Source organism: Stenotrophomonas sp. VV52, from assembly GCF_002893095.1.
Classification (GTDB): Bacteria; Pseudomonadota; Gammaproteobacteria; order Xanthomonadales; family Xanthomonadaceae; genus Stenotrophomonas; species Stenotrophomonas aracearum.
This window is the reverse complement of the sequence record NZ_KZ622865.1, coordinates 39,290-50,426: the sequence shown is the minus strand read 5'-3', so window position 1 is coordinate 50,426 and position 11,137 is coordinate 39,290. Positions and strand designations below refer to the sequence as shown.

The following is an 11,137-nucleotide window of genomic DNA, read 5'->3' as shown; positions in this document are numbered from 1 at the left end:
CGATGTTGGACAGGTACAGGGCCTCTTCCACCGCAGTGTTGCCACCGCCGACTACGACCACATCCTGGTCACGGTAGAAGAACCCGTCGCAGGTGGCGCAGGCGGACACGCCGCGGCCCTTGAACGCCTCTTCGGTCGGGATGCCCAGGTACTTGGCGGTGGCGCCGGTAGCGATGATCAGGGCGTCACAGGTGTATTCGTGACTGTCGCCGATCAGCCGGAACGGGCGCTGGGACAGGTCGGCCGTGTGGATGTGGTCGAAGATGACTTCGGTCTCGAAGCGCTCGGCGTGAGCCTGCATGCGCGCCATCAGGTCCGGGCCCATCAGGCCATGGGCGTCGCCCGGCCAGTTGTCCACCTCGGTGGTGGTCATCAGCTGGCCACCCTGCTGCAGGCCGGTGATGACGACCGGCTTCAGGTTGGCGCGGGCGGCGTAGACGGCGGCGGTCCAGCCGGCCGGGCCGGAACCAAGGATCAGCAATGGAATGTGTCGGGTGATGCTCATGGCTCAGCGGCTCCGTGCGTCGGCAGGAAAGTAGCGCTTGCCCAGCCGCAGGGCGACATGGACCAGCAGGATCAGTACCGGCACTTCCACCAGCGGGCCGATGACGGCGGCGAAGGCGACCGGCGAGGCCAGGCCGAAGGCCGCGATGGCTACCGCGATGGCCAGTTCGAAGTTGTTGCCTGCCGCGGTGAACGCGATCGCAGTGGTGCGTGGATAATCCTTGGCGATCAGCTTGCCCATGAAGAAGCTGATGACGAACTGGATGATGAAGTACAACGTCAGCGGGATCGCGATGCGCACCGCGTCCATGGGAATCCGCAGTACGTCACCGCCTTTCAGGCTGAACATCGCCACGATGGTGAACAGTAGTGCGGCGAGCGTTATCGGGCTGATGGCAGGCAGGAACTTCTCTTCATACCACTGCACGCTCTTGCGCGCCTTCAGCCATCGACTGGTGAGGAAACCGGCCAGGAACGGGATGCCCAGGTAGATCAGAACCGCCTCTGCGATGGTCCAGACGCTGACATCGATGACGCTGCCCTGCAGTCCGAACACCGGCGGCAACCACGAAAGAAAGAACCACGCGTAGACGCTGAACAGCGCAATCTGGAAGATCGAGTTGAATGCCACCAGGCCGGCCACGTACTGGCCGTCGCCGCGGGCGAGCTGGTTCCACACCAGCACCATGGCGATGCAGCGCGCCAGGCCGATCAGGATCAGGCCGGTCATGTACTCGGGGTAGTCGCGCAGGAACAGCACCGCCAGGCCGAACATCAGGAACGGGCCCACGATCCAGTTCTGCAGCAGCGAGAGCATCAGCACGCGCTTGTCGGCAAAGACGGTGGGCAGTTCCTCGTACTTCACCTTGGCCAGCGGCGGGTACATCATCAGGATCAGGCCAATGGCGATTGGGATGTTGGTCGACCCTACGGAAAGGCTGTTCAACGCGCTGGGCACGCCTTCGAGCATCGCGCCCAGGCCGACGCCGAGCGCCATGGCGGCGAAGATCCACAGCGTCAGGTACCGGTCCAGAAACGACAGGCGGGAGGTGTCAGTGGTCATGGGGGCTTCCGGGAGGATGGTCAGTTGATCTGCGCAATCGGTTCAAGCTGGGCCTGGAGGGCTTCACGGTCATCCCATGTCCCGTCAGGAATCTCCAGGAAAGCCTTCAGGCGGGCTTTGATGATCTGATGCGCCCTGTCGAACGCTTCAGCCTTCTGTGCATCCGAGCCTTCCACACCGGCCGGGTCGAACAGGCCCCAGTGCACGCGCACGAAATCGCCAAACACAACCGGGCACGCCTCGGCGGCCGCGCTGTCGCACACGGTGACGATAAGATCCATGGCAGCAGCATCCGCTTCAGCAAATTCGTCCCAGGACTTGCTGCGCAGGCCCTCCACCGGGAAGCCCTCGCGCTGCAATTGGGCAATGGCGAACGGATTGACCCGACCGGCTGGCTGGCTGCCTGCACTGAAGGACTGATAGCGGCCTTCGCCCCACTTTTTCAGGGTTGATTCGGCCAACACGCTGCGCGCGGAATTGCCGGTACAAAGGAACAGAACACGACGGGTCATTTTGGCGATCTCTGGGTAAGGGGTCAGCAGCCTGCGGGGCGTTCACAGGCCTGTTCGTCGGCACAGCAGTTTTCGGTGAGGTAGGCCACCAGCGCGTTCATCGCCACGAACTCGGCCCGGTAGCAGATGGTCCGGCCACGTTGCTCGGCGCTGATCAGTCCCGCAGCCAGCAGTTCCTTCAGGTGGAAGGAGAGCGTGGCGCCAGGCAAAGAGAGGGCTTGGGCAATGTCGCCGGCCAGCTTGCCGGCGCTGCCCGCCTGAACCAGAAGACGGAAGATCGACAGGCGGGTGGCATGACCCAGGGCTGCCAAGGCGTGGGTTGCGTTCTTATGTTCCATGATTCTAGAATAATGGAAGCGAAATGACAGGACAACCCCCGTGCAGCAGATCCCCAACGTGGTCCCGGGTGCCATGGACATTCCCACGGCCGCCAAGCTCAATGATCCGGCCGCGCAGCCACACCGGCCACGCATCCTGATCCTGTACGGGTCGCTGCGGCCGCAGTCGTTCAGTCGCAAGCTGGCGCTGGAGGCGCAGCGGCTGCTGGAGCAGCTTGGGGCGGAAGCCCGCCTGTTCGATCCACATGAGCTGCCGATGCTTGACTCGGTGCCAGCCAGCCACCCAAAGGTGCAGGAGCTGCGCCAGGCCTCGCTGTGGTCGGAAGGACATGTGTGGGTCAGCCCGGAACGCCACGGCACCCTTACGGCGGTATTCAAGAACCAGATCGACTGGCTGCCGCTCGAAGAGGGCAGCGTTCGCCCCACCCAGGGCCGTACGTTGGCCGTGATGCAGGTCTGCGGCGGTTCCCAGTCGTTCAACGTGGTCAACGCGCTGCGCGTGCTCGGCCGGTGGATGCGGATGGTGACAATTCCCAACCAGTCCTCGGTGGCCAAAGCCTGGCAGGAGTTCGATGACGACGGTCGAATGAAGCCTTCGGCGTACTACGATCGCGTGGTGGACGTGATGGAGGAACTGGTCAAGTTCACCCTGCTGGTGCGCGGGCGTAGTGACTACCTGGTGGACCGCTACAGCGAGCGCAAGGGGGCCGTCGAGGCAGCGGCGCTGGCCGCTGCCGCAGGCGTGGTGGAGACCGTTTTGAACCAGAAGGAAAGTGCGTGAACGCTGTCATCTATCACAACCCAAAGTGCGGCACCTCGCGCAATGCCCTAGCGCTGATCCGCTTTGCCGGGATCGAGCCGGAAGTGATCGACTACCTGGCCAACCCACCCAGCCGTGCGCGCCTGGTCGATCTCATTGCGGCGGCGGGATTGAGCGTGCGCGATGCCATCCGGCAGAAGGGAACGCCGTATGACGAACTCGGGCTAGGCGACGCAGCACTGAGCGAGGAAGCGCTGCTTGATGCGATGCTGGCGCACCCGATACTCATCAATCGTCCTTTCGTACAGACCGATAGGGGTACTCGTCTGTGTCGGCCTTCGGAAGTGGTACTGGAGATCCTGCCGCCGCTGCCCGGACCGTTCCGAAAGGAAGATGGAGAGTTGGTGACCGGGCACCCGGGAAGCTCGACGCCGTGATCCCATTGCCAGGCTTGGCTTGCCACCGCTGAGAACCACAGGAGGTCATGCCCCATGTCGGCGCTGAATCCCACGACAAGCGACAGCGCATGGCGCGTCTTCCTGGTGTTCCTGCGACTGGGGCTGACGTCGTTTGGCGGTCCAATCGCCCACCTGAGCTACTTCCGTCTCGAGTTCGTCGAACGCCGCCGTTGGCTGACGGACTGTAGCTACTCCGATCTGGTGGCCCTGTGTCAGTTACTGCCAGGCCCGGCCAGCAGCCAGGTAGGCATGGCGCTGGGCTTGCGTCGCGCCGGCTGGCCTGGCCTGTTGGCCGCTTGGGCCGGCTTTACGCTGCCGTCGGCCGTGCTGATGATCCTCTTCGCTTCGGGCGTTGCCAAATACCAGGCCATCATTGAATCCGGCTGGCTGCATGGCCTGAAGATCGTGGCAGTTGCTGTGGTGGCCCAAGCAGTATGGGGAATGGCCAGATCCCTGTGCCCGGATCGTTTACGGGCAGCGATGGCGGTCTTTGCGGCTGTGTTGACCTTGTCCATGCCCTCGATCGCCGGCCAGATCGTGGTGATCATCGCCAGCGGACTGCTCGGTCGCTGGATACTGAATATCGAACCGGCGTCCGGCCAATCAGACTGCGGCTATTCCGTCTCGCGAAGAACCGGCGCGGTGGCACTAGTGCTACTGGTCCTGCCGCTTGTTCTGCTGCCCTTGTGGGCGGTGGCTAGCGGCTCCCCCTTGGCCGCGCTGATGGAGGGTGTGTACCGCGCTGGCGCCTTGGTCTTCGGCGGCGGCCATGTCGTGCTGCCGCTGCTGCAGACCGCGGTCGTCCAGAGCGGCACCGTGAGCACGGCGGATCTCCTGGCCGGCTACGGTGCGGCGCAGGCAATGCCGGGCCCTCTCTTCTCCTTTGCAGCGTATCTGGGGGCTATGGCCGAGGGGCCGCTGGGTGGCTGGGCAGGCGGCCTTGCGCTGTTGGTGGTCATTTTCCTGCCAGCCCTTCTTGTGCTCGTGGGGGTGCTGCCGTTCTGGGAGTCCCTGCGCCACCGCAAGGATCTCCAAGCTTCGATTGCAGGCGTCAATGCCGGGGTGGTCGGCATCCTGCTGGCGGCGTTGTATGACCCGGTGTGGACAAGCGCGATCCATGACCGGTGGGATGTCGCGATGGCACTGGCTGCGTTTGGGCTACTGGTCGTTGCGCGTGCTCCGCCGGTCCTGGTCGTGTTGCTGACTGCCGTAGCGGGTTGGGCGGTGACGGAATAGCGCCGCCAGGACGGTCAGGAGCGTTTCGGCAGCGCAACCTGGTCCGCTTGTGGCCGGAAGGGGGCATTTGCCCAAAGCTTAGGCTTGGGGAGCAGATGTCCAATGCTGGATCTACGGACTCTTACCGGTGGTAACGAAGGCCAGTTTCCGACCCAAAGGGGCATTTAAGCCAACATCTCGCCTAGCCGACGCATCCAACCACGAACTTCGCCATCGGGATCACGCTCTTCCAACATGGCTGCTGTCATGCAAGGGAACGCATGCTGAGCCAACTTTCTCTTGGCGTTGGAGTCTTTAAGCGGACTGCCTACGCCGGCGTGGGCGACAAAAGCCTCCCCGAAGACCTTTGGAACAGCTTTGCCCGCCATGGGGTGATCAGTGACTTCAATCTCAAATCCGAACGCGAGCGCAATTGCGTCCTTGTGCAAGTAGCTCTCAATCTCATGCTTGGTTGTGACGACAGCCCATGACCCGTCCCCACGGTCATTGACCTGCTGCGCGCTTAGGGCATATGCCGGGACATCGCCGTCGTAGATGTGCACCTCCTGCTTGCCTAGGCCCCGCAGGTAGTGGTGATTGACCCAGTGCTCCAGCGTTCCACCGCCCAGGACAACAAATGCCAGTCGCTCATCGGATGAAAGATTTGGCAGGTTGGAGTCGACCTCGTGGAGCGCTTTGGAAAGGGCTTTCAAGGCTAGTACATCGGTTGGACCTTCGACGCACACTAGTACCTGGACCCGGCTGTCAGGCGTTACGCCCAATGCTTCAGCCACCTTACCGAACACGTCGACCCCCGACTCAACCTGCGGCTTTTTCGTGTCGGAGTGGCGAGAGATGTAACGAATGCTCTGCTGGGGTAGCGCCGAGGCAAATCCGGGACTGTGAGTGGTCAATATGACCTGACAGCCGGGGTCTTCTGACAACACCTTGAAGGAGTCGATGAGAATCCGTTGGTTGCTGGGGTGCTGAGCAGTCTCTGGCTCCTCGATCGCGTAGATGATGCTGCGCTTGGTGCTGGTTTTGAGCCGTCGCTCCGCTTCGGCTTTGAAGAAGCTCACCAGCACAAGCCGCCTGACGCCGCTGCCTCGCTTATTCAACGGTATGCCATCGTCGGTGCTCAAGCCGAGCGAAAACAGTCCCTGCCACTTGGCGGCGGTGGGAGGGCTGAACTCTGGTGTAAGTTCGCTGGCAAGGTTGGGATCGATCGTGGTCAAAGCTCTGTGCGTGTTCTTCGCAATCTCTTCGGCCTTCTCGCGAACCTTTGTTTGGATTCGAGCAATGTCATCTTGGACCTCTGCAATGGCAGCAGCGACGGCTGCCTTCATCGGGCTTTGGACCTCGCTGTCCGAGTCCCGACTGCTCCGATCACTTTGGAAGAGAGCGAACATCGGCAAGTGAGGCTCAATCTGGTCCCAGATACGTTTGACGTCCTCCTTGGACTTGCCGACCGCGATCGCGACCTCTTGAAGCTTGAGGTCGCCAGCGGCCGCCCAAAGTGCGCGGCGCATGCCAGGGTTGCCCTTCAATGCAACCGCCAAGCCAAGATCTTTCACCCTCTTCTGGAGCTCCTTCTCCTTCAATTCCAGCAGGTTGTCGTAATTGGCCGCAGTGGGGTGAAACGCAAGCACCAGCACTTCCGCGGATGGCTTCTTGCTGGTGCAGTCGTAGGTTTTACGAATTTTCAGCCGGCCGTCCAAGGTCAAAAGATACTCATCAGCCAACGTGGTATCTGCCCCCGCGTCTAACGTCAGTGTTGGCGGAAGCTCCGAGAACTCACACGTGATCGAAACGGTCTTGTCTACGCTGTGAACATGAGCATCTCCCTGCTCCATGGCCACCACGTCTGCGTTGAAGAATATTTCCAGCGCTTCCAGAATCGCTGACTTGCCGATGTCGTTCCGGCCGACAAAAGTAGTCAAATCGTCCAGTTCGACCCGGATCTCATCCCCATAGCAACGAAAGTTGGTAATGCTGATTGCTTCCAAGCGCATATCTTCGCTCCCCCTGAGCGCCTTCCATGCAGCCAAGCCGGCCGCCACTGGATAGTGCCTCGAGGCTGCGGAAGCGGCAACCGAGGCAATCTGAGGGCCAGAGCAAGGGCGCTAGCCTTCGGCACCTAAGATGGCCCGCTACTCGTAACGCTTCATTCTCACGAATGCGTTCCTGGCTGGCCAAACAGGCGTACGCTCTCATCTGGTTCCGCAGTTCCCTGAACTGTCGAATCTGGGAACCTGCCCTGAAACTACAGTTCGGCATAGTTCGTACTCACGCGATTCGCCATAGTTGGTGCCTACAGCACTGACTTTGCCAAAGCGTCCATCATCAGCGGCACGCGGCCCCAAGCACCTGCCCCCCGTTTTGCACTACATTGGTGCAATGACCGCTGCAGCACCGTCCCCGTCCCTTGATGTCCTTGGCACCCCGGTGGCCTGGGCCGATGCCGAAGGCCGCGTCACCGGCTGCAATCCCGCGTTCGCCCGCTGGCTGGGCGTAAGCGTCCGCCGCCTGCTGGGCCAGCCGCTGGCCTCGCTGGAGGTGCAGGGCGAAGCCCTGGCCCACTTCCTCGCACGTGGCGAACGCGACACCCTGCGCCTGCACCGACTGGCTCTGGCGCTGCCGGGCGAGGCGCCGCGATTCGCCGAAGGCTGGGTCAGCCGCCACGACGACGACGGCTGGCTGCTGGAAGCGCACCCGGTGGACGAATTCCCCGGGCTGGACCCTACCCAGGCCCTGCCCAGCGCGCTCAGCGCCGCGCTCAAGGGCCTGGCCCACGAGCTGCGCAACCCGCTGGCCGGCCTGAAGGGCGCGGCCCAGCTGCTGGCCCGGCGCAGCACCCAGCGCGACCCCGAAGAGCGCGAACTGATCGAGCTGATCGGCTCGGAGATCGAACGCCTGAACGGGCTGCTCGAACAGCTGCTGTCGCCGGCCCCGGCCGCGCCGCATGCGCCGCTCAACATCCACGCCTCGCTGGAGCGCGTGCTGCGCCTGGCCGAAAGCGAAGGCGGCTGGGCGGTCCGGCTGCAGCGCGACTACGACCCCAGCATTCCCGAATTCGACGGCGACGCCGATCGCCTCACCCAGGCGGTGTGGAACCTGGTGCGCAATGCGATCCAGGCCGGTGCCGGAACCGTCACGTTGCGCACCCGGGTGGAACACGGTGTCCGCATCGGCGACCAGCTTCAGGCCATGGCGCTGCGGCTCGAGATCGCCGACGACGGCCGTGGCGTACCCGAAGCGCTGGCCGAACACCTGTTCCTGCCGCTGGTCAGTGGCCGTGCCGAAGGCACCGGACTCGGCCTGGCGCTGGCCCAGCAGGTCGCACGCGAACACCGGGGCACGCTGACCTACCGTTCGCGCCCGGGCCATACCGTATTCACCGTGCAGCTGCCGATCGGGCAGGGCACTCCCGCAAACGAGGAGACCGCGCATGGCGGCTGACAGCCAGGCCCAGCGCGTCTGGGTCGTCGACGACGACCGTGCCGTGCGCTTCGTCCTGAGCACCGCCCTGCGCGATGCCGGGTACGCGGTGGAAGGATTCGACGGCGCCGCCGCCGCGCTGGAGATGCTGGCCAGCCAGCCGCCGCCGGACCTGCTGTTCACCGACGTGCGCATGCCCGGCGACGACGGCCTGGTGCTGCTGGACAAGCTCAAGGCCGCGCATCCGCAGCTGCCGGTGATCGTGATGTCGGCCTATACCGACGTGGCCAGCACTGCCGGCGCGTTCCGCGGCGGTGCGCAGGAATTCCTGTCCAAGCCGTTCGATCTGGACGACGCGGTGGCGCTGGCCCAGCGCGTGCTGCCGGCGCCGGACATCGCCGTGGCCGAACGCAGCGCCCCCGCCGTGGAAGCCACCCCCGACCAGCGCCCGCAGCTGGTCGGCGACACCCCGGCCATGCGTGCCCTGTTCCGCGCCATCGGTCGGCTGGCGCAGGCGCCGCTGTCGGTGCTGATCAACGGCGAAACCGGCACCGGCAAGGAACTGGTGGCGCACGCGCTGCATCACGAGTCGCCGCGTGCGCAGGGCCCGTTCGTGGCGCTCAACACCGCCGCCATTCCTTCCGAACTGCTGGAAAGCGAACTGTTCGGCCACGAGGCCGGTGCGTTCACCGGGGCGCAGCGCCGCCACGTCGGGCGGTTCGAGCAGGCCGATGGCGGCACGCTGTTCCTGGACGAAATCGGCGACATGCCGTTGCCGCTCCAGACCCGCCTGCTGCGCGTGCTGGCCGAGGGCGAGTTCTTCCGCGTCGGCGGCCGCGAACTGATCCGGGTGGATGTGCGGGTCATCGCCGCCACCCACCAGGACCTGGAGTCGCTGGTGGCGCAGGGGCGGTTCCGCGCCGACCTGCTGCATCGGCTCGATGTGGTGCGGCTGCGCCTGCCGCCACTGCGCGAGCGCCGCGAAGACATCGTGCAGCTGGCCGATACCTTCCTGGCCGCCGCCGCGCACAAGCTGGACACGCCGCCCAAGCGCCTCACCGCTGCCGCCCTGCAGGCGCTGCGCGAGCATGACTGGCCGGGCAACGTGCGCGAGCTGGAAAACGTGTGCTGGCGCATGGCGGCGCTGGCCGCGTCCGACACCATCGGCGTGGCCGACGTGGACAGTGCGCTGCATCGCGGCCAGGCGCCGCGCAGCCGCGCGCACGGCGACCCCGGCCAATGGGAAAGCCTGCTCTCGGCCTGGGCCCGGCAGCGCCTGGCCGAAGGTGCCGAAGGACTGCACGCGCAGGTGCGCGAGCGGGTGGACCAGGCGTTGCTGGAAGCCGCCCTGCAGATCACCCACGGGCGTCGAGCCGAAGCCGCCGCGCGTCTGGGCATGGGCCGCAACACGCTCACCCGCAAGCTCGGCGCCGGTCGACGGCGCGGTAGCTGAATGCCTGTTCATGCGATGTAAGCGCCGCGTCGCGGCGTCTTTCATGATGCGTGGACGAGCCAGACGTTAGTTTGCCTATCAAGGAGTTATCCGATGCGTCGTTCCCAACTCGCCCTGTTGTTGCCGTCACTGCTCGCGCTTGCCGCCTGCCGTACCGCGCCCGAGCAGCGCACCGCGCCGGCGCCGGTGGTGCCGGTCGTGAGCGTGGCCAAGCAGGCTGAAGCCAACCTGGCACCGGCGTCGGCCAGCATCGTCAGTGGTCGCCTGGTGCTGGTGCCGGACGCGCGTGGCGTGCATATCACCGGCACCATCGGTGGGTTGCAGCCGCTGCAGACGGCCGCGTTCCACGTGCACGAGCGGGGCGACTGCAGTGCCGTCGACGCCAGCAGCGCGGGTCCGCATTTCAATCCGGCCAACCAGCCGCATGGCCGCAACAGCGCCGGTGCGCATCACGCCGGCGACATGGACAACCTGCGTGCTGATGCGCAGGGTAGGGTGAGCGTCGACGTGCGCCTGCCCGCGGTGACCCTCGGTGGCGGTGCCGCCACCGATATCGTCGGCCGCGCGCTGGTCGTACATGCCAACGCCGACGATTACCGCAGCCAGCCCGCCGGCAATGCCGGCGCCCGTATTGCCTGCGGCGTGATCCGGGCTACGCGCTGAGCGCGTTGCCTGGCTACGTCGCTTTTCCGTTCGTTACCCGCAAGGAGATCCACATGCGTCTGATCCATACCGCGTTGTTCGCCGCCGTTGCCGCCGTGGGCCTGACCGCCTGCAACAAGCCGGCCGAGACCACCACCCCGGAACCGACCCCGGCCACCGACACCGCACCGGCCGCCGATGCGGCCGCTGCTGCCAAGGACGCACCGCCGGCGATGACCAGCGAAGCGCACGCCAATCACACCGCGATGGCCGAACTGGCGCCGACCCAGGGCAACAACGTCAAGGGCAACGTCACCTTCAGCGTCGTTGACGGCAAGGTCCACGTGAAGGGCGACATCAGCGGCCTGAAGCCGAACAGCGAGCACGGCTTCCACATCCATGAGAAGGGCGACTGCAGCGCGCCGAACGGCGACAGCGCCGGCGGCCACTTCAACCCGTCCAAGGAAGACCACGGCAACGTGGCCACCACCCCGCACCACGGTGGCGACATTCCGAACATCAAGGCGGACGCGCAGGGTAGTGCCGTGGTCGATGCCGACGTCTCCACCAACGTCAACATTGGCGAAGGCAATGACTTCGACATCATCGGCCGTGGCCTGATCGTCCATGCCGACCCGGACGATTACAAGACCCAGCCGACCGGTAATGCCGGTGCGCGTCTGGCGTGTGCGGTGATCAAGGCCGCGCCGTAATCGATCGGCGGTTCAGCCACGCAGGGCGTGGCTCTACCGGG

Annotated in this window: 12 protein-coding genes; 7 read left to right on the top strand and 5 right to left on the bottom strand. The window is 64.8% G+C overall.

The features are described 5' to 3' along the window. The 4 genes from C2U58_RS01950 to C2U58_RS01935 all read right to left on the bottom strand — a co-directional run. Positions 1-505, bottom strand: a 505-nt coding sequence (locus tag C2U58_RS01950; RefSeq protein WP_172448048.1) for an FAD-dependent oxidoreductase, incomplete at its 3' end; no start/stop codon positions are given. A gap of 3 nt (positions 506-508) precedes the next feature. Further along, positions 509-1,567 (bottom strand): ACR3 family arsenite efflux transporter, encoded by a 1,059-nt coding sequence (arsB, locus tag C2U58_RS01945; RefSeq protein WP_102944316.1) that lies wholly within the window; start codon positions 1,565-1,567, stop codon positions 509-511. Positions 1,568-1,587: 20 nt separating this feature from the next. Continuing rightward, positions 1,588-2,079, bottom strand: coding sequence for an arsenate reductase ArsC (locus C2U58_RS01940; protein WP_102944315.1), 492 nt, complete (start codon positions 2,077-2,079; stop codon positions 1,588-1,590). 23 nt (positions 2,080-2,102) lie between these two features. Beyond that, the gene (locus C2U58_RS01935; RefSeq protein ID WP_099472789.1) at positions 2,103-2,417 is read right to left on the bottom strand and encodes a metalloregulator ArsR/SmtB family transcription factor; all 315 of its coding nucleotides are present in this window, start codon (positions 2,415-2,417) and stop codon (positions 2,103-2,105) included. Between the two features lie 40 nt (positions 2,418-2,457). On the opposite strand from C2U58_RS01935, the gene arsH reads away from it, so the two are divergent. Genes arsH through chrA form a run of 3 tightly spaced genes read left to right on the top strand, consistent with a single transcriptional unit; the run spans position 2,458 to position 4,871 of the window. Then, on the top strand, positions 2,458-3,198 hold the full coding sequence (gene arsH / locus C2U58_RS01930; protein WP_099472787.1) for an arsenical resistance protein ArsH: 741 nt from the start codon (positions 2,458-2,460) through the stop codon (positions 3,196-3,198). Continuing rightward, positions 3,195-3,614 carry an arsenate reductase (glutaredoxin) gene (arsC, locus tag C2U58_RS01925; RefSeq protein ID WP_099472786.1) on the top strand — a complete coding sequence of 140 codons (420 nt, stop codon included), beginning with the start codon at positions 3,195-3,197 and terminating at the stop codon, positions 3,612-3,614. Before arsH ends, arsC begins: the two co-directional genes overlap by 4 nt. Before the next feature lie 54 nt (positions 3,615-3,668). Further along, positions 3,669-4,871, top strand: coding sequence for a chromate efflux transporter (gene chrA / locus C2U58_RS01920; RefSeq protein ID WP_102944314.1), 1,203 nt, complete (start codon positions 3,669-3,671; stop codon positions 4,869-4,871). Between the two features lie 164 nt (positions 4,872-5,035). Here chrA and C2U58_RS01915 read toward each other — a convergent pair whose 3' ends face one another. Then, positions 5,036-6,862, bottom strand: coding sequence for an ATP-binding protein (locus tag C2U58_RS01915; protein ID WP_065195982.1), 1,827 nt, complete (start codon positions 6,860-6,862; stop codon positions 5,036-5,038). A gap of 385 nt (positions 6,863-7,247) precedes the next feature. On the opposite strand from C2U58_RS01915, the gene C2U58_RS01910 reads away from it, so the two are divergent. The 4 genes from C2U58_RS01910 to C2U58_RS01895 all read left to right on the top strand — a co-directional run bounded on the left by C2U58_RS01910 (position 7,248) and on the right by C2U58_RS01895 (position 11,096). Continuing rightward, positions 7,248-8,309, top strand: coding sequence for an ATP-binding protein (locus C2U58_RS01910; RefSeq protein ID WP_102944313.1), 1,062 nt, complete (start codon positions 7,248-7,250; stop codon positions 8,307-8,309). Beyond that, positions 8,299-9,741, top strand: coding sequence for a nitrogen regulation protein NR(I) (gene ntrC / locus C2U58_RS01905; protein ID WP_102944312.1), 1,443 nt, complete (start codon positions 8,299-8,301; stop codon positions 9,739-9,741). Before C2U58_RS01910 ends, ntrC begins: the two co-directional genes overlap by 11 nt. A 93-nt stretch (positions 9,742-9,834) precedes the next feature. Next, the gene (locus tag C2U58_RS01900; protein WP_102944311.1) at positions 9,835-10,404 is read left to right on the top strand and encodes a superoxide dismutase family protein; all 570 of its coding nucleotides are present in this window, start codon (positions 9,835-9,837) and stop codon (positions 10,402-10,404) included. Between the two features lie 53 nt (positions 10,405-10,457). After that, positions 10,458-11,096 (top strand): superoxide dismutase family protein, encoded by a 639-nt coding sequence (locus C2U58_RS01895; protein WP_102944320.1) that lies wholly within the window; start codon positions 10,458-10,460, stop codon positions 11,094-11,096. The last annotated feature ends 41 nt before the right edge of the window (positions 11,097-11,137 follow it).

Excerpts from the sequence above, each read along its gene's own strand:
- arsB (WP_102944316.1), bottom strand. The coding sequence starts at position 1,567 with ATGACCACTGACACCTCCCGCCTGTCGTTTCTGGACCGGTACCTGACG.
- C2U58_RS01940 (WP_102944315.1), bottom strand. The coding sequence starts at position 2,079 with ATGACCCGTCGTGTTCTGTTCCTTTGTACCGGCAATTCCGCGCGCAGC.
- C2U58_RS01935 (WP_099472789.1), bottom strand. The coding sequence starts at position 2,417 with ATGGAACATAAGAACGCAACCCACGCCTTGGCAGCCCTGGGTCATGCC.
- chrA (WP_102944314.1), top strand. The coding sequence starts at position 3,669 with ATGTCGGCGCTGAATCCCACGACAAGCGACAGCGCATGGCGCGTCTTC.
- C2U58_RS01915 (WP_065195982.1), bottom strand. The coding sequence starts at position 6,862 with ATGCGCTTGGAAGCAATCAGCATTACCAACTTTCGTTGCTATGGGGAT.
- C2U58_RS01910 (WP_102944313.1), top strand. The coding sequence starts at position 7,248 with ATGACCGCTGCAGCACCGTCCCCGTCCCTTGATGTCCTTGGCACCCCG.
- ntrC (WP_102944312.1), top strand. The coding sequence starts at position 8,299 with ATGGCGGCTGACAGCCAGGCCCAGCGCGTCTGGGTCGTCGACGACGAC.
- C2U58_RS01900 (WP_102944311.1), top strand. The coding sequence starts at position 9,835 with ATGCGTCGTTCCCAACTCGCCCTGTTGTTGCCGTCACTGCTCGCGCTT.
- C2U58_RS01895 (WP_102944320.1), top strand. The coding sequence starts at position 10,458 with ATGCGTCTGATCCATACCGCGTTGTTCGCCGCCGTTGCCGCCGTGGGC.